The following is an 18,104-nucleotide window of genomic DNA, read 5'->3' as shown; positions in this document are numbered from 1 at the left end:
CTCTATCTCGCTTGCTTAGAAAGTACGTTCTTTAGGAGGAACTGAATCAACAGTCAATGGCTTCAAGACAACCGGTTTGTAATCCAAGCGATTGCCTTCGCTATACCAAAGCGTGTGCTTCATCCAGTTGTCGTCATCACGATGCGGGTGATCATCGTGCGAATGAGCACCACGACTTTCTTTACGGGCTGCAGCAGAAATCATGGTTGCATTTGCAGTCTCAACCAAGTTCGCCACCTCCAAGGCCTCAATACGTGCAGTATTGAAAATCTCGGACTTATCTTTAACCCACAGGTTCTTAGCACGTTCAGTCAATTTCGCCATTTGACGAACACCTTCGTCCATCAACTCTTGATTGCGGAATACGCCAGCGTATTTCTGCATGGTCTTACGAATATCGTTGGCAACGTCTTGCGCGTATTCGCCAGAAGTGGAGCTATCCAACTTCGCAATACGCTCCAAGGTTTGCTGACCCGCATTCTTAGGTAGCGGTTTGAATTCACGATTCTTCAAATTCAAACCAACAATGTGATTCCCTGCTGCGCGACCGAATACCAAGAGGTCGAGCAATGAGTTAGTACCTAAGCGATTTGCACCGTGAACAGAAACGCATGAGCACTCACCAATCGCGTACAAACCATTAACAATTTCGTTGGGCTTACCATTTGCAGGCACAACTACTTGACCATTGATATTGGTTGGAATACCACCCATCTGATAGTGGATTGTTGGCACCACAGGAATCGGTTCTTTTGTAACGTCAACGTTCGCAAAGTTGATACCAATCTCATATACAGAAGGCAAACGCTTCATAATCGTATCGGCACCAATGTGTGTCAGATCGAGCACAACGTAGTCACCGTTAGGACCGCAACCGCGCCCTTCTTTAATCTCTTGGTCCATGGAGCGTGATACGAAATCGCGTGGAGCCAAATCCTTCAAGGTTGGCGCATAGCGCTCCATAAAGCGCTCGCCATCTTTGTTACGCAAGATACCGCCTTCACCGCGACAACCTTCTGTCAACAACACGCCTGCACCAGCTACGCCAGTTGGGTGGAATTGCCAGAACTCCATATCTTCCAATGGGATACCTGCACGAGCTGCCAGGCCCATACCGTCACCGGTATTAATAAATGCGTTTGTGGATGCATCCCAAATACGGCCTGCACCGCCAGTAGCCAACATCACAATCTTGGCTTCCAAGATGTAAACCTGGCCAGTTTCCATTTCAAGAGCGGTAACACCAACAACATCACCCTCATCGTCACGGATCAAGTCAAGCGCTAACCACTCAACAAAGAAGTTGGTTTTTGCGCGCACATTACGTTGATACAGGGTGTGCAACATGGCGTGACCGGTACGGTCAGCTGCAGCACAAGCACGTTGGACCGGCTTTTCACCATAGTTTGCAGTGTGGCCACCGAAAGGACGTTGATAAATCGTGCCATCTGGATTGCGGTCAAACGGCATACCGAAATGTTCAAGCTCATACACAACTTTTGGAGCTTCACGACACATGAACTCGATCACGTCTTGGTCACCCAACCAGTCAGATCCTTTGATAGTGTCATAAAAGTGATAGTGCCAATTGTCTTCACTCATGTTGCCTAATGACGCACCAATACCACCCTGTGCAGCAACAGTATGGGAACGTGTTGGGAATACCTTGGTTAACACGGCAACATTCAAGCCAGCTTCAGCTAACTGCAATGAAGCGCGCATACCTGAACCACCCGCACCAATAATTACCGCATCAAAACGGCGGCGTGGCAATGATTTTTGAATCGCAGTCATCGAATTACACTTTCCACAAAATTTGTACGGCATAGGCCGCACAGGCTACGAGATACAAAACGGTTAACACTTGCAGTGTCAAACGAATGCTTACTGGTTTGATGTAATCCATCCAGATGTCACGCACGCCAATCCAAGCGTGGTAGAACAAACTAAAAAAGGCCAAGAGAGTAAGCAACTTCATGAACTGATTGCTAAACAAGCCAGACCAGCCCTCATATGTAGCGCTGCCGGTGACGCAATAGTCAACCAACAAAACAACTGTAAATACCACCATCACGATCGCTGTTACGCGCTGAATGATCCACTCTTTAAGACCGTAATGAGCGCCTACAACTAAGCGCTTTGGTCCGATTTGATAAATAGGCATGATATTTCCTTAAGTGATGTGCGCTTAGTACAAGCCAAATAATTTGAGGCCAACAACCGCAGTCAGAGCGATACCAACAATCAACACAATAATTGCTGAACGATTGGACTCAGACTTCTCTACGCCGATTTCTAAATCGAGCAAGAGGTAACGGATACCAGCACAGAAGTGGTGCAAGAAAGACCAGATCAAACCAAGGCAAATAATTTTTACCAAAATGTTGCCAGTGAAAGCTTGGAAATTTTGATAGCTCAACTCAGAAGCAAGGCTCTGATCAAAGAGATACAAAATAAACGGTAACAAGAGGAACAGCACCGCTCCACTAATGCGGTGAAGAATGGAAACTTTACCGGCCCAAGGAAGGCGATATTTGATTAACTGGGCAAGACCAATATTGCGGTAAACCGGTCTATCTTTTTTAACGTTTTGCTGTGCTTCAACCATGGGTAATCTCTATCTTTAGGTGGAGGTTCAGTGCTACTTTGTTGTGTTGCAACATATTCTATTGGAAACCTTGGGACTGGTGTGGGTTTTTAAGGGTTTATAGGGGTTTAAAAAGGGTTTTACGGATAAGTTCAGTTCAATTTATTTTCGTAATGCTGTTCAGAAGTGTCGTATCTTGCGTGACGAATTTCTACTGGTTTATTCCCGTAGGTAAAAGCCACCCGCTCTACTGAAAGCAATGGCGCGCCAACCGCTAATTGAAGATGCTTGGCGAGTACCTCATCAGCTGCTACGGCCTTGATTTTTTCCTCAGCGCGAACCATGTGTGTGGCGTACTGGCTTTCATAGAGCGCATAAACCGGTCCATGCCAGTCGTTAAGAGTCTCTAGATCAAGATCCTTAAAGCGCGCTCCAGGAAGCCAAATCTCTTCAAAAACAACGGGTTGGCCAGCAAAGCTCTGAACGCGATCAATATAAATGACAGGATCACCTGCCTTTAATTTAAGCAAGTTAGCAACATAGGCACTCGCCTTGGTCTTTTGACAAACCAAGAACCGGTTCGTTAAATGAAACTTCTCACCTGAATCTGGGGCCAAGCGTAAGAATCGATACTGCCAGTCATCTTCTTGATGGGTAGCAACAAAAGTGCCCTTGCCTTGGCGTCTTACTAGAAGATTTTGGGCGGCTAGCTCATCAATAGCCTTGCGGACAGTGCCTTGACTGACTGCATATCGAGCTGCTAGCTCCATTTCACTGGGAATAGCCTCCCCTGGAAGCCATTCAGAGGCTTGCAGGCTTGTCAAAATCATCGCCTTAATCTGCTCGTACAGAGGGCTAAATGAAGCAATGGGCAAATTTACTTCTGACAAATTAACTCCAGCGGAAAGCAATTGGATAAAATTCAGGGTAATTCTAGTCTTATATAAGACGTCATTGACAGTGTAAAGCTAAAGTCCCTACACTTGAATGGATAATAGAAAAGTTCTAGTTAATTAACCCTCTTAACCTTCCTCTGGAGTGATTAGTAATGGCAAAAGCCCCAATGCGTGTCGCCGTAACCGGTGCAGCCGGTCAAATCGGATATTCCCTACTATTCCGTATCGCCAATGGCGACCTTTTGGGCAAAGATCAGCCCGTGATTCTGCAGTTACTTGAAATTCCAGATGAAAAAGCTCAAAAAGCCCTTACAGGCGTAATCATGGAGCTCGAAGACTGCGCATTCCCACTATTGGCTGGCGTTACAGCGCACTCTGACCCACTGACTGCATTTAAAGATATCGACGTTGCCCTGTTGGTTGGTGCGCGTCCACGCGGTCCTGGCATGGAGCGCAAAGATTTGCTCTCCGCTAACGCACAAATTTTCACAGCACAAGGTAAAGCATTGAATGCTGTTGCGAAGAAGACTGTGAAAGTATTAGTTGTTGGTAACCCAGCAAATACCAACGCTTACATCGCCATGAAATCTGCTCCAGATATTCCTGCGAAAAACTTTACAGCGATGTTGCGTCTCGATCACAACCGTGCGCTCTCACAATTGGCTACTAAGTTGAACAAACCAGTTGCTGGCATCGAAAAGTTAGTTGTTTGGGGTAACCACAGCCCAACGATGTACCCTGACTATCGCTTTGCAACTATTGATGGCAAGTCTGTTAAAGATTCCATTAATGATGCAGCATGGAACAAAGATGTGTTTATTCCAACCGTTGGCAAGCGTGGTGCAGCGATTATTGATGCGCGTGGTCTTTCTTCTGCTGCTTCAGCAGCAAACGCAGCGATTGATCACATTCATGATTGGGTTCTCGGAACGAATGGCAAATGGGTCACCATGGGCATTCCTTCTAAAGGCGAGTACGGCATTCCAGCAGAAGTCATTTATGGCTTCCCAGTGACTTGTGAAAACGGCGAGTACAAGATGGTTGAGGGTTTGGAGATTGATGAGTTCTCACGTGAGCGCATGACTCATACCTTGAATGAACTACTTGAAGAGCAAGCTGGCGTTAAGCACTTGCTCCCTTAATCCTCCCTAGGAAAGTACATGAACAAATCCCTTCTATCCATTAGCCTTGCACTTGCTACCCTACTTGGCACTGCAAATGCAAGCGCTAATGAAGAAGTATTTACTTGGACTTGCAGCGAAAGCAAACAGTTCAAAACGTCTGGCTCAATGGAAAAAATTCGTTTGACTTGGGAATCCAGATCATACGATTTGGATCGTCAGAATTCATTACCGGGTAGTCTTCGCTACAAAAATGCTGATACTGGTCATGACCTGGTGGTGCTTGGTAATAAAGCAATGCTATTCAATATCAAGACTGGTAATCGATTGGCTGACTTCTGCCAAACCGCAGAAATGAAGGCAGGTAAGTTGCCACATTTATTTGCAGGCGCCGAGCCTTTTGTACCAAACTAAGTTGTAAGCTTCACTCATTAAAAAAGCCGAGGGATCCTCGGCTTTTTTATTAATGAAACAGTGGTTGCTGCGTTGGCGTGTCCTCAGGCATCTCTGCATGGACTGCCTCACCAGAACGATCTGGAAACAAAGGCGCCCCACAATCGTCACACAACTCGGGATCAAACAACATTGCATGGCGGAATACATCCTCCACACCAGCATCGTGCAAAGCATCACAGATTTTTTTGATTGGACTCTCGTCGTCTGATAAATCATTTAGCGAGTCGCTCGTTACACTTTCGCGATCATAAAGCGGCCAAATTACACCATACATCACCTCCGAAGAACCCTTAGCGCTAAAGGAGATGCGATATTCGTCGGCCTGCTCTTCTCCAAAGGCACCGACTACGCAAGATAAGCCGGCAGGTAAGATCCCCAGAGTGCTCTCCAAGAAATTCACGGCAGCACGAATGCTCAGTGGGCGCACATGCTTATCAGCCAAACGGCAGTTGGTGAAATACGCTTCGGGCAATAACAATTCAAATTCGCAACCAGGCAACATTGATGCAATTGGTTCTTGCATCGCGTTTTGCCATCCAATCAAACTGACACCGCGTTCTTGTCGCGCTAGTGATTCTTCTTGCCATTTAAAAATTGGGGTGCCACTGGGTGCGCTGAGCGCCGCGATAATAAAACGTGGGTCAGCAAGCACTGCAATCGTTTCTGACATGTCGCGCAACTCAAGCTTGACGTCTTTGCCGGAAATAGCAGCAGCGGCTAATGCTTCAGTAAGTATTCGAGTTTGGCAGTGCGAATGGGGCATCTGATCAATACTGTAGAGCCAAGGAACAATAGCCAGACGCGTATTGGTTGCCGCAATGGCGCTGTGTAAGGCACCTGCAGTAGCTTCAATCATATTGGCCGGCAATGGTCCCGAAGGTATTTGATAACGGGTATGGGCCACAATGGGCATGGCCAATAGCAACACATCCCAATGCTGACCTTCGTGCTCCATCTTGAGCGACTCCGCTAAAGTCTCAGCGATATCCGCAAGCACTTCGAACGCCACTGTATTGATTCTAAAAGTTTGATCTAGTGCAGCATCGATGACATTTTGATTTTGGCTTTTGAGTAAACGCATCAAACGTACATTCAGGCGCTCTTCCCAAAAATTATCTTCGATTTGACTGCCTGAAGCAGCTAAAGAAATCGCATCTGCGACCAGCTTTTCGACTTCTGGTGAACTGCGTTGCGAGGGTTTAGTGCGATGTACGGCCATTATTTTTTCTCTGCCCGTCTAAATACTGGTTTGTCTGGTTTGGATTCTGCCGCATAGTATTTATAACCATCCAAATTAAAACCTTTTAAATCGGCTGGATCGGTAATACGATTTTCTACAACATATCTTGCCATTAGGCCACGAGCGCGCTTGGCATAAAAGGAAATAATCTTGTACTTACCGTCTTTACCATCCTGAAAGACGGGTGAAATCACAGGGCAGCCCAATTCTTTTGGTTGCAAGACCTTGAAATACTCTTCAGAAGCCAAGTTCAGTAAGACAGGCTTCTTTTGCTTATCTAAAATTTTCTTCAAAGACTCGGTCACCCGATTGCCCCAAAAAGCATAGAGATCTTTGCCTCTGGCATTTTTAAAGGAAGTTCCCATCTCCAGGCGATAGGCTTGCATGAGATCAAGGGGTCTCAAGGCCCCATAGAGACCAGACAAGATTCGCACGTGGTCTTGAGCGAAATCTACCGCTTTGGCGTTGAGGGATTTGACGTCAAAGCCGTCATAGACATCACCGTCAAAGGCATAGATCGCCGGCTTACTGTTTTCTTCTGTGAACTTTTTAGACCAATCTCGATAGCGCCCAACATTCAAGGTTGCCAATTGATCGGATAAGCCCATGAGCTTAGCGACGTCCTGAGGGGCTAATTTCTTTAGGTCAGCGATGAGCTTGGCCGATTCTGAGACAAACTCGGGCAAGGTAGGCGCCTTGACCTTTACGGGGGTCTTGTAATCAAGGGATTTAGCGGGAGAAAGTACGATCAGCATGGCACAATTTGAATATGTATTTCTTCCATTCTAGCGACTACCCGATTTATTCGCCCAAAACCCCTGTCGGACTCATTTAGCCCGTTTTTATTTCTATGATGAGCACCCATAACATCACCCCATCGTTTCCAAGCCGACTCCCAAATGTCGGCACGACGATTTTTACGGTGATGTCCGCCTTAGCAACAAAACATCAAGCGATTAATTTAGGGCAAGGCTTTCCAGACTTTCCATGCGATCGTCAATTGATTGCTAATGTGAATGAAGCGATGCTCGCAGATCACAACCAATATCCACCAATGGTAGGCATTGCAGATCTTCGTCAAGGTATCGCACAAAAGATTAGCAATCTTTATGGTCATCAATACGATGTCGATTCTGAAATCACCATCACTGCTGGTGGGACGCAGGGAATCCTCACAACCATTCTGTCTTGCGTTAGCCCTGGCGATGAAGTCATCATCATTGAACCTGCTTACGATAGCTATAGACCCTCCATTGAATTGGCTGGCGGAAAAACGATTGCAGTCTCTCTAGAGGCTGTGCGTGATTCCAATGGGCAAGTTGCTGCATACAGCATCCCATGGAATGCTTTAGAGAACGCAATCCATTCAAAAACACGTCTACTGATTATCAATACACCACACAACCCAACGGGCATGGTCTGGCAAGAGGCTGATCTTGATCGTCTCGCTGATCTAGTCAGAAATACCTCTACCCTAATCTTGAGCGATGAAGTCTATGAACACATGGTCTATGACGGAGCAAAACATCACAGCGTAGCTTCACACCCAGAATTAGCGGCCCGGAGCTTCTTAATTTCTAGCTTTGGCAAGACTTATCACGTCACTGGCTGGAAGGTTGGTTATGTTGCGGCCCCAGCTTCGTTAACTGCCGAGTTTCGCAAAGTGCATCAGTTCAATGTGTTTACTGTAAATACACCAATGCAATATGGATTGGCATCCTACCTTGCTGCTGCATCACACTACTTAAACCTCCCCGCCTTTTATCAAGCCAAGCGGGACTTCTTTAGAGCGGGTTTAGAAAAGACATCATTTAAGTTACTACCAACACCAGGAACCTATTTTCAGTGCGTGGACTACTCTGCACTAAAAATACCAGAGGCTAAATTATCTGAAGCTGAATTTTGCAAATGGCTCACCACTGAAGTTGGTGTTGCCGCAATTCCAGTGTCAGCCTTTTACGAACAAGCAACGGAATCCGGCGTCATCCGTTTTTGTTTTGCTAAACAAGAAAAAACGCTATCTACCGCATTGCAACGTTTGCAGACCTTATAAAACTAGAGGGATATATGACAACTAAAAAATCGAAACCAACAAAAGGTGTAATTGATGTCTACAGCTGGCCCACACCAAACGGCCACAAAGTTCACATCATGCTCGAAGAGTGTGGCTATCACTTAGGAAAGGATTGGCTTGCGCATCCCATCGATATTGGTGCGGGCGATCAATTTGCTAAAGCCTTTTTAAAAATTAGCCCCAACAATAAAATCCCCGCCTTAGTAGATCCTAATGGCCCTGATGGTAAGCCGATTAGCATTTTTGAATCAGGCGCAATTTTGCTGTACCTGGCAGCTAAAACAGGCAAGTTTTTACCCAAGAGCACTCGCGGCAAATATGAAGTCTTGCAGTGGTTAATGTTCCAAATGGGTGGCTTAGGCCCCATGCTTGGGCAAAACCACCATTTCCGGCTCTATGCCCCTGAGAAAATTGAGTATGCCGTCAATCGCTACACCAATGAAGCTAAGCGCCTTTATGGCGTCCTCGACGCGCAACTGAAAGATAATCCTTACATCGCAGGTAAATCGTATTCAATCGCCGATATGGCAATTTATCCTTGGACACGCAATTGGAAAAATCAAGGGGTTGAAATCAACGATTTCCCAAATTTCAAACGCTGGTTTGAAATGATTGGTAAACGCCCTGCAGTAATACGCGGGTGTGAAGTGTTAACCGCATTACGCAAGCCTTTGCACGATGACAAGGCTCGAGAGCAGTTATTTGGATCAACTCAGTATCAAAGAAGGAAATAAGATGAAGATTCAGTCAGTTGGTGTAATTGGTGCAGGCACCATGGGCAATGGCATTGCGCAAGTTTGCGCTGTCGCCGGTCTCGATGTTGTGATGGTGGATATCAATGATGCTGCCGTGCAACGTGGCCTAGATCAAATTAGCAAAAGCTTGGATCGTCTCGTCAAAAAAGAAACACTTACCGCCGATGCCAAAGAAGCTGCTCTCAAGCGTATTAAAGGCAGCACATCGTATGCCGACTGCAAAGGCTTAGGCCTTGTCATTGAAGCTGCTACCGAGAATCAAGCCATTAAAGAAAAAATTCTCAAACAAGTTGACGAGATTGTGAGCAAAGACACCATCATTGCTACCAATACCTCATCACTTTCAATTACGAAGTTGGCGGCACTCGATTCAAATCCAGCGCGCTTTATTGGCATGCACTTCTTCAACCCGCCACCCTTAATGGCGCTGGTTGAGGTGATTCGCGGCTTACAAACTAGTGATGAAACACACGCCGCTATTATTGAAATGGCCAAACGCGTTGGTAAAGAGCCTATCACCGTGAAAAACTCACCAGGCTTTGTGGTTAACCGTATTTTGTTACCGATGATTAACGAGGCTTTTTTCGTATTGTCAGAAGGTTTAGCTAGTCCAGAAGATATTGATGCCGGCATGAAGCTTGGTTGCAACCAACCGATTGGTCCGCTCGCTTTGGCTGACCTCATTGGCTTAGATACATGCCTCGCAGTGATGGAAGTGTATTTTGAGAACTTCAGTGACTCTAAATATCGCCCTTGCCCACTCTTACGCGAAATGGTTGCAGCAGGTTACCTCGGACGCAAAACAGGTCGCGGCGTTTACACCTACGATAAATAATTTTCTTCATTTTTTAACTTACTTCCCTAAGCTCACGTGAACTCAAGCAACAATCCCATTCCATCAATCGTCCTTAAACTTGGATATGCGGGCTTAATTCCTTTTGTAGGGCTGGCACTGCTAGTTCAGCTTGCTCCCACGCCCTTAAATTACCTCAGCGCAGAGTCATTGGCTGGTTACGGCGCAGTCATCACTTCATTCATGGGCGCATTACATTGGGGCGCAAGCTTGCACACTCTTGGTAAGGCGCCTAGTGGAGACCGTTGGGTTGATCGCAATGCATGGATCTGGGGCGTTATCCCCGCCCTAGTCGCTTGGGTTGCCTTGCATATTTATATTCCAGTGGGTTTATTGATTATGGCATCGACCTTGATCATTCAGCGCAATATTGATCAAAATACTTATCAATACTATTTTTCTGATGAGGCTGCGCGCTTAGCTTTTATGGTGATGCGCAATCGCTTAACGTATGTTGCGGCTGCGTGCCTCACTTGGGCTGCCATCGTGATTCTTTTCATCCAAGCTTAATGGAATGAGCGGTCTCTTTGATAGCACGCCACCGCCACCGTTAGCGGAAGCACTACGCCCAAAATCGATTGAGGAAGTCATTGGGCAGACCCATTTATTAGCAATAGGTAAACCTCTTAATTTAGCTTTTGCCTCCGGTAAGCCACACTCCATGGTTTTGTGGGGGCCTCCAGGCGTTGGTAAAACAACCCTCGCTCGCCTCTCTGCCAAAGCCTTTGATCGTGAGTTCATCGCAATCTCTGCGGTGCTTGCTGGCGTAAAAGAAATTCGTGAGGCGATAGAACAAGCCCAACAAAATATGGCGCAATACGGTAAACAAACGATTTTGTTTGTGGATGAGATTCATCGCTTTAATAAGAGTCAGCAGGATGCTTTATTACCTCACGTGGAGTCTGGCTTATTCACCTTCATCGGAGCGACCACCGAGAATCCTTCTTTTGAAGTGAACTCCGCCCTACTTTCACGTGCACAGGTTTATGTTCTTAAGTCTCTCAGCGCCGATGAATTGAAGCAATTATTTGAGCGTGCTCATCAATATGCCATGCCAGACATTCAGTTTGATGCAGCAGCGATTGATGCACTCATTAATCATGCTGATGGTGATGCGCGTCGTCTGCTGAATTTAGTTGAGCAGGTTCGTAATGCAGTATTGACCCCGGGCTCATCAGTAAAAGTAGTTGATCAAGCCTTTATTGAAAATGCACTCACCGTGCAAGCAAGGCGCTTTGACAAAGGTGGCGATCAGTTCTATGACCAAATCTCAGCCCTACATAAGTCCGTCAGGGGATCTGACCCTGATGCAGCACTGTATTGGTTTTGCAGGATGCTCGATGGTGGAGCCGATCCACGCTATTTAGCGCGTCGCATTATTCGCATGGCCTGGGAAGATATTGGCCTTGCAGATCCGCGTGCAATGCAATTAGCCAACGATGCTGCCCTCACCTTTGAAAGACTCGGCTCACCAGAGGGTGAGCTCGCTTTAGGTCAAGCGGTTGTCTACTTAGCAGTAGCATCCAAAAGCAATGCCAGCTACAAAGCATTTAATGCTGCGCGCGCTTATGTTGCCAATGACCAATCGAAACCCGTACCGAACCATCTTCGCAACGCGCCAACCAAACTCATGAAAGAGCTTGGGCATGGCAAAGAATATCGCTATGCGCATGATGAGCCTCATGGTTATGCTGCAGGTGAATCTTATTTACCTGAAGGCATGGCGCAGCCGCATTGGTACGAGCCCGTTGAGCGCGGTTTAGAGGCTCAGATAAAAGAAAAGATAGCGTTTTTACGCCAACTTGATGCCGAACATCAAAAGAAATAGGTCTTACGGGTATTCAAAATGAGCGCTAAGATTTCTGCCACCTTTTATTACGACATCGTTTCTCCATTTGCTTACCTGTACATTAAGCAACGCGAACGTCTTGAGAAAAAATTGGAGATCACTCCCGTTCCCATCTTATTAGGGGGACTTCTCAGAGCTGCAGAGAATAAAGGGCCTGGTGAAGTTGCTGCAAAGCGCCCTCATACTTATCAGTTTTGTATTTGGCAAGCAGAAAAGTTAGGGATCCCCTTTCGATTTCCAGAGCACCATCCGTTCATGACGGTTGCGCCTCAGCGATTACTCGTTGAGAAAAATGCTGATTGGTCTATGGTTGAACGCGCTTTTGACTATGTTTGGGTTGAAGGTAAAGATCCCAACCTGTCTTGGTCGGAGTTTTGTCTCTACTTGAGCCTACCGGCCGATACCGCCAAGCCAGATAGCCCCGAGATCAAGGCGCAACTCATTAGCAATACCAATCAAGCGAAAATTGCAGGTGCATTTGGTGTGCCAGCTTTAATCGTCAATCAACATTGTTTTTGGGGGGTTGATACGATTGACTGGGTGCTTGACTATCTCGCTAGACCAGGGATGTTTGAGGAAACTTCATATGCATATGCTGGCAGTATTCCTAATGGTTTGACCCCCTAGCAATACAATCTTCCTAATTACAACAAGTCCAGGAGCCATCATGCGTAAACTTTTTGCCAGTATCGTTCTCATCGCCAGCTGCTTTGTCAGCCAAGCCGTTATGGCGGGCCCCAAGGTCGAATTCAAAACTAATATGGGTAGTTTTGTTGTAGAGCTCGATGATGTTAAGGCGCCTAAAACAACTGCCAACTTTTTGAACTATGTAAAAAGCGGTTTTTATAATGGCACTATTTTTCATCGTGTGATTGATGGCTTCATGATTCAAGGTGGTGGCTTTACCCCTGACCTCGTGCAAAAGCCAACCGATGCACCAGTTGCTTCAGAGGCTAATAATGGTCTCAAAAACAATACTTACACTATTGCAATGGCGCGCACCTCTGACCCAGATTCTGCTACTGCACAGTTTTTTATTAACGTAAAAGATAACGAGGGTCTTAACTACCCTAATGCTATGGGTAATGGCTACACCGTTTTTGGCAAAGTCATCTCTGGAACAAAAACGATTGATGCCATTCGCACAGTACCGACCATGGTTGCACCTGCGCCACGCATGGGCAGAATGGCTGATGTGCCAACCAAGGCAGTCGTGATTGAATCTGCCACCATTCTCAAATAATTAGACTAGCCGCCATGATTTTGCTCGATGACGCCCAAAGCACGGCGGCCAATCCAACCAGTCGACTGTATGAAGCGCCACTACAGTACTGGCGCATATTGCCAAGTGGCAATGAATCAGTTGATCGCTCTTCCATTCAAAAATGTTTAGATGAGATATCCCAAGCTTTAAACATAGGTCAGTATGTTATTGCTGCCTTTGCTTATGAGATGGGTAGATTGATTCACAAACTCCCCCAAAGGGTAGTAGGTAGCCCCCATCCTCTGATTGAGGCTTGGTCATTTAAGAGTTTTCAGAAGCTATCCAAAGAAGATGTTGAGCATTGCATTACTCAAGAACTCAACAGGCTTCAGGACTCTGAAAAAATTGCCGGCGTATCCGACCTACACGAATCCATTACACAAGCGCAATTTATTGCTGATATAGCGAAGATCCAAGAATATATTCGTAATGGCGATACCTATCAGATCAATCATACTTATCGCATTACTGGAAAAGCTTATGGCGCTCCCCTAGCCCTATACAACAGACTGCGCGAGCGCCAACCTGGTCGCTTTGGGGCATATATAGAGCAAGACTCACATTACCTTCTATCACAATCGCCCGAACTCTTTATTGAGCGTAAAGGCGATGTACTAAAAGCAATGCCAATGAAGGGTACGGCTAGTGCACTGTCAGATACTGCTAGCTCTTTATCAGATGATCCAAAAAATCAGGCTGAAAATGTCATGATTGTGGATTTGTTACGAAACGATCTGAGCCGCATCTCATTACCTAATACCGTGACTGTTCCCAACTTATTTGAAGTAGCAAGACATGGTGATGTTTTGCAAATGACCTCTACCGTACAAGGGCAAGCAAAACCAGGCATCACCTTAAGCGATATTTTGAGCGCAGTTTTTCCATGTGGCTCGGTAACCGGAGCTCCTAAAAAGCGCAGTATGGAGATCATTCAAGAACTTGAACCGGAAGATCGCGGCTATTATTGCGGCGCCCTAGGATGGCTTGATCCTAATGGTGACTTTGCATTTAGCGTACCTATTAGGACACTTGAAATTCAAGCTGAAGATGCTACAGACACCCCCACCTTTACGCTGGGGGTTGGCGCCGGCATTACGATTGACTCTGATGCGCAGCAAGAGTGGCAAGAGTGTCAAATTAAATCTGCATTCTTAATGAATCTTCCAAGCGCAACAGGATTATTTGAAACGATTGCAGTATTAAATAACTCACCAGAGCGCTTAGAGCAGCATTTAGATCGCATGCAGTCATCGGCCCTTGCCCTAGGAATTCCTTTTGATCGAGCCAAGGCAAAGAAAGTGGTTCTTGAAACTTGCAACTCTCTTGATCCAAGCATTGCATTCAGATTACGACTTGATCTTGCGGAAGATGGTGGGCTTACCACCTCAACTGGAGCCCTGGACCCCTTAGAAGATTCAGTCAAGATTTTCTGGGCCAAAGATATCCTAGTGGACGACTGCGCCATGCAATCTGGCAACCTTTTACTACACCACAAAGTGAGTCATCGCAGTCTTTACGATGCTGCTTGGCAGGCCGCAGTCAAACTCGGTGGCTTTGATGCATTGTTTATTAATGAACAAGGCTTTGTGACAGAAGGCGGTAGGACCAGCGTATTTATTAAACCCCAAGGAAGCTCTGAATGGCTCACCCCACCAGTATCAGCAGGCCTATTGCCAGGCGTGAAGCGTGCTGAATTGCTAGCCGACCCAAAATTTAATGCCCGCGAAGCTAACCTGACTATTAAAGATGTTTCAATGGCTGATGAGATTATTCTTAGCAATGCCTTACGAGGCGCTATCAAAGCCCACTTTTAGAAAGCTTGCATGAAGTTTTGCCCCAACTGCGCTGCAACCTTAACTGTCAAAATTCCAGCAGATGACTCTCGCGAACGTCATGTCTGTGAAGCTTGTGGCAGCATTCATTATCAAAACCCCAGAAATGTAGTGGGTAGCATTCCGGTATATGGGGATCAAGTGTTGTTGTGCCGTCGGGCAATTGAACCTCGCCATGGCTATTGGACGCTTCCTGCGGGATTTATGGAATTGGGTGAGAGCACTAGCCATGGCGCTGCTCGAGAAACCTTTGAGGAAGCGGGAGCGATTGTTGAAGTTGGCCCACTCTATTCTTTACTCAATGTGCCTCATGCAGAACAAGTTCATCTGTTCTATCTCGCTACTATGGCCACACCCAAATTTAGTGCAGGCGAAGAAAGTCTTGAAGTAGCTCTCTTTCATGAACATGAGATACCTTGGGGAGAGTTAGCCTTCCCTACAGTCAAGCAAACCCTAAAATGGTTTTTCGCTGATCGCGCAGCAGGTGTATTGAGTGGTGAATTTCACGTGCGCAGTCGCGATGTTTTGCCCTCTGAAAGAATTTGATCGCTTTACATGAGTCAAATTACTTGGCTAGGACCGCACGATGCCTTTCCAGACCCTTTGCTTTGCGCCGATCCAGATCCTAGCGTTCCTGGGCTGATTGCGGTTAGCGAGCGCATCTATCCAGGCCAATTACTACAAGCGTATCAACTGGGAATTTTTCCGTGGTATTCAGATAAGCAACCCGTTTTATGGTGGTCCCCTGATCCGCGAATGGTTTTAAAGCCCAATCACTTTAAGTGCAGCGATTCCCTCAGAAAAATCATTCGGCATTTTTGCCAAGAAACCCAAAGTCAACTATTGGTAGATCAGGATTTTGGCGAGGTGATTAGAGCTTGTGCAACTAGCGCGCGCAAAGATCAAGATGGTACTTGGATTACTCATGAAATTATGGATGCTTACACGACCATTCATGAGCAAGGTCATGCTCATAGCATTGGCTTGGTAGAAAATGGCAACCTTATTGGCGGTCTTTACTGTGTCGCTCTAGGGGGCATGGTTTTTGGAGAGTCGATGTTTAGCCGTAAACCAAATACCTCCAAAATAGCGCTTGCAGCCCTCAGTGCCTGGTGCATCCAGAATCAGGTAGCCATGATTGATTGCCAACAGGAAACTGCCCACCTATCCTCTTTAGGGGCTGCCCCAATCGCTAGAATGAAATTTTTGCAGCAACTGCAAATATCTCTAAATCAATCTAATATTGAGAAACCTTGGAATTTTGATAAGAACATCTTGACCCACTGGCTATGACTCGGCTTAAAGAACTTCCCTTAACAGCACTTCAGTTTTATGCAACTGCGCCCTACCCATGCAGTTACTTACCCAATAAAACTGCACGCTCACAAGTAGCCACCCCATCTCATCTTATTCATGCAGATATCTATAACGAATTACTCAATGCGGGTTTTCGTCGTAGCGGTTTGTACACCTATCGCCCGTATTGTGACGCGTGTAAGGCTTGCATTGCTACGCGCATTTTAGTAAATCAATTTGCACCGACCCGTAGCCAACGTCGTGCCTGGAAAAAACATTCAGGACTAGAAGCATTTGTACTGAACTTAGGATATCAAGAAGAGCACTACGAACTGTATCAACGCTACCAAAATGATCGTCATTCTGGTGGTGAGATGGATAGCGATGATCAAGACCAGTATATGCAGTTCTTACTGCAAAGCCGGGTGAATTCTCGCATTGTTGAATTTAGAGATGGAGCTCATGACCCAAACCCAGGAAGACTGCGCATGGTCAGCATGATCGATATCCTGGAGCAAGGCATCTCTTCGGTCTACACCTTTTACGACACCTCTGATCATTCGGCCAGCTTTGGTAGCTACAGTATTTTGTGGCAAATAGAACAAGCCAAAGTATTAAATCTGCCCTACCTCTACCTTGGCTATTACATCAAGGAAAGCGAGAAGATGTCCTATAAGGTCAAATATCAGCCCATGGAAGGGTTAGTGGATGATCATTGGCAAGCTCTAGCTGGTTCATAATATCCATCCATGATCGATCGCTATTCCCTCTTACGTCCTTGGCTATTTTGTTTAGATCCTGAGAAAGCCCACAATCTCACACTAAGCAATTTAGATCGCGCTCAACGCTGGGGTCTTTTAGACAAGTTCATCACCAAGCCTGTTGCTGATCCTCAAACACTGTGTGGCATCACTTTTGCCAATCCTGTTGGCCTTGCTGCAGGTTTAGATAAAGATGGAAAACATATTGATGCTCTAGCGGCATTAGGTTTTGGCTTCTTAGAGATCGGCACTGTTACACCCCGCCCCCAACCAGGTAATCCAAAGCCGCGCATGTTTCGATTGCCCCAAGCTCAAGCAATCATTAATCGCATGGGCTTTAATAATGATGGCGTTGAGGCCTGTGTCGCAAGGGTTCGTCGTTCACGCTTTTGGCAAGCCGGTGAAGTATTAGGATTAAATATTGGCAAGAACGCCAGCACACCGATTGAAGAGGCTGCAAATGACTATGTTCTGGCCATGGAAGCGGTTTATGAAATCGCTACCTATATTACCGTCAACATCTCCTCCCCCAATACACAGAACCTTCGCGCCTTACAGGGCGAAGAAATGCTCCGCGGATTACTGAGCAGCCTAGACGATGCACGCAAACGCTTGAGCGATCGCTTTGGCGTGCGTAAACCACTCTTTTTAAAAATTGCACCCGATCTAGACCAAGGCGACATCAATCTCATTGCTGATCTCTTGATGGAATTTGGTATTGATGCAGTGATTGCAACAAATACGACCATTTCCCGCGATGCCGTCCAAGGCATGGAACACGGTCAAGAAACTGGTGGCTTATCTGGAGCGCCCGTTCGCACTGCATCCAATATTGTCATCAAAGCACTCAAGGCGAGACTTGGTAATCATCTACCCATTATTGGAGTTGGCGGCATCCTCTCTGGTGCTGATGCGAGAGAAAAGATTCTCGCTGGCGCCAGCTTAGTTCAGATCTATAGCGGACTCATCTATCGTGGTCCTGATCTTGTGAATGAGTGCGCCAAGGCACTGAGAAACGGCTGAGAGTCTTTTAAGCGACTTTTTCTAATTTTTCCGCTTCAATCAGGGGCAGATCAGTAGTTAGCTCATCAAAATGCATTTCATAATATGCAATATGGTC

Annotated in this window: 20 protein-coding genes; 14 read left to right on the top strand and 6 right to left on the bottom strand. The window is 46.2% G+C overall.

Annotated features, from left to right (window positions below; all coding sequences use genetic code 11):
- Positions 1–15: 15 nt before the first annotated feature.
- From sdhA to ICV38_RS04045, 4 genes are all read right to left on the bottom strand, one after another.
- Positions 16–1,794, bottom strand: coding sequence for a succinate dehydrogenase flavoprotein subunit (gene sdhA / locus ICV38_RS04060; protein WP_215382460.1), 1,779 nt, complete (start codon positions 1,792–1,794; stop codon positions 16–18).
- Between the two features lie 4 nt (positions 1,795–1,798).
- Entirely contained in the window at positions 1,799–2,164 is a 366-nt protein-coding gene (gene sdhD, locus ICV38_RS04055) for a succinate dehydrogenase, hydrophobic membrane anchor protein (protein ID WP_215382459.1), read from the bottom strand.
- A gap of 24 nt (positions 2,165–2,188) precedes the next feature.
- Positions 2,189–2,608: a succinate dehydrogenase, cytochrome b556 subunit gene (sdhC, locus tag ICV38_RS04050; RefSeq protein WP_215382458.1), complete on the bottom strand. Its 420-nt coding sequence runs from the start codon at positions 2,606–2,608 to the stop codon at positions 2,189–2,191.
- A 131-nt stretch (positions 2,609–2,739) separates the two neighbouring features.
- Positions 2,740–3,477: a GntR family transcriptional regulator gene (locus tag ICV38_RS04045; RefSeq protein WP_215382457.1), complete on the bottom strand. Its 738-nt coding sequence runs from the start codon at positions 3,475–3,477 to the stop codon at positions 2,740–2,742.
- 158 nt (positions 3,478–3,635) lie between these two features.
- On the opposite strand from ICV38_RS04045, the gene ICV38_RS04040 reads away from it, so the two are divergent.
- Both ICV38_RS04040 and ICV38_RS04035 read left to right on the top strand, forming a co-directional pair.
- Entirely contained in the window at positions 3,636–4,625 is a 990-nt protein-coding gene (locus ICV38_RS04040) for a malate dehydrogenase (RefSeq protein ID WP_215382456.1), read from the top strand.
- A gap of 18 nt (positions 4,626–4,643) precedes the next feature.
- On the top strand, positions 4,644–5,018 hold the full coding sequence (locus ICV38_RS04035; RefSeq protein WP_215382455.1) for a hypothetical protein: 375 nt from the start codon (positions 4,644–4,646) through the stop codon (positions 5,016–5,018).
- Between the two features lie 49 nt (positions 5,019–5,067).
- Here ICV38_RS04035 and ICV38_RS04030 read toward each other — a convergent pair whose 3' ends face one another.
- Positions 5,068–6,279 (bottom strand): DUF2863 family protein, encoded by a 1,212-nt coding sequence (locus ICV38_RS04030; protein WP_215382454.1) that lies wholly within the window; start codon positions 6,277–6,279, stop codon positions 5,068–5,070.
- A complete protein-coding gene (gene yaaA, locus ICV38_RS04025) occupies positions 6,279–7,055 on the bottom strand; it encodes a peroxide stress protein YaaA (protein ID WP_215382453.1) in 777 nt (258 codons plus the stop codon). Before yaaA ends, ICV38_RS04030 begins: the two co-directional genes overlap by 1 nt.
- Positions 7,056–7,153: 98 nt before the next feature.
- Here yaaA and ICV38_RS04020 point away from each other — a divergent pair, with 98 nt between their 5' ends.
- Genes ICV38_RS04020 through ICV38_RS03965 form a run of 12 tightly spaced genes read left to right on the top strand, consistent with a single transcriptional unit; the run spans position 7,154 to position 18,007 of the window.
- Complete coding sequence (locus ICV38_RS04020; RefSeq protein WP_215382734.1) at positions 7,154–8,353, top strand: pyridoxal phosphate-dependent aminotransferase; 1,200 nt, start codon at positions 7,154–7,156, stop codon at positions 8,351–8,353.
- Between the two features lie 14 nt (positions 8,354–8,367).
- Positions 8,368–9,108, top strand: coding sequence for a glutathione binding-like protein (locus ICV38_RS04015; RefSeq protein WP_215382452.1), 741 nt, complete (start codon positions 8,368–8,370; stop codon positions 9,106–9,108).
- A gap of 1 nt (position 9,109) precedes the next feature.
- Positions 9,110–9,964, top strand: coding sequence for a 3-hydroxybutyryl-CoA dehydrogenase (locus ICV38_RS04010; protein ID WP_215382451.1), 855 nt, complete (start codon positions 9,110–9,112; stop codon positions 9,962–9,964).
- Between the two features lie 36 nt (positions 9,965–10,000).
- Positions 10,001–10,492: a DUF3429 domain-containing protein gene (locus ICV38_RS04005; protein ID WP_251368231.1), complete on the top strand. Its 492-nt coding sequence runs from the start codon at positions 10,001–10,003 to the stop codon at positions 10,490–10,492.
- 4 nt (positions 10,493–10,496) lie between these two features.
- Complete coding sequence (locus ICV38_RS04000) at positions 10,497–11,810, top strand: replication-associated recombination protein A (RefSeq protein ID WP_215382450.1); 1,314 nt, start codon at positions 10,497–10,499, stop codon at positions 11,808–11,810.
- An 18-nt stretch (positions 11,811–11,828) separates the two neighbouring features.
- Complete coding sequence (locus ICV38_RS03995; protein WP_215382449.1) at positions 11,829–12,458, top strand: 2-hydroxychromene-2-carboxylate isomerase; 630 nt, start codon at positions 11,829–11,831, stop codon at positions 12,456–12,458.
- A gap of 40 nt (positions 12,459–12,498) precedes the next feature.
- Positions 12,499–13,074: a peptidylprolyl isomerase gene (locus ICV38_RS03990; protein ID WP_215382448.1), complete on the top strand. Its 576-nt coding sequence runs from the start codon at positions 12,499–12,501 to the stop codon at positions 13,072–13,074.
- Positions 13,075–13,088: 14 nt separating this feature from the next.
- Positions 13,089–14,909, top strand: coding sequence for a chorismate-binding protein (locus ICV38_RS03985; protein WP_215382447.1), 1,821 nt, complete (start codon positions 13,089–13,091; stop codon positions 14,907–14,909).
- A 9-nt stretch (positions 14,910–14,918) separates the two neighbouring features.
- Positions 14,919–15,473, top strand: a complete 555-nt coding sequence (locus tag ICV38_RS03980) for an NUDIX hydrolase (RefSeq protein WP_215382446.1) — start codon at positions 14,919–14,921, stop codon at positions 15,471–15,473.
- 9 nt (positions 15,474–15,482) lie between these two features.
- Positions 15,483–16,220: a leucyl/phenylalanyl-tRNA--protein transferase gene (gene aat, locus ICV38_RS03975; RefSeq protein WP_215382445.1), complete on the top strand. Its 738-nt coding sequence runs from the start codon at positions 15,483–15,485 to the stop codon at positions 16,218–16,220.
- Positions 16,217–16,963, top strand: coding sequence for an arginyltransferase (locus ICV38_RS03970; protein WP_215382444.1), 747 nt, complete (start codon positions 16,217–16,219; stop codon positions 16,961–16,963). Before aat ends, ICV38_RS03970 begins: the two co-directional genes overlap by 4 nt.
- A 9-nt stretch (positions 16,964–16,972) precedes the next feature.
- Positions 16,973–18,007, top strand: coding sequence for a quinone-dependent dihydroorotate dehydrogenase (locus tag ICV38_RS03965; RefSeq protein WP_215382443.1), 1,035 nt, complete (start codon positions 16,973–16,975; stop codon positions 18,005–18,007).
- The last annotated feature ends 97 nt before the right edge of the window (positions 18,008–18,104 follow it).

Origin of the sequence: Polynucleobacter sp. MG-6-Vaara-E2, from assembly GCF_018687695.1 — a bacterium.
GTDB lineage: Bacteria > Pseudomonadota > Gammaproteobacteria > Burkholderiales > Burkholderiaceae > Polynucleobacter.
This window is presented reverse-complemented; position numbering and strand designations above follow the sequence as displayed.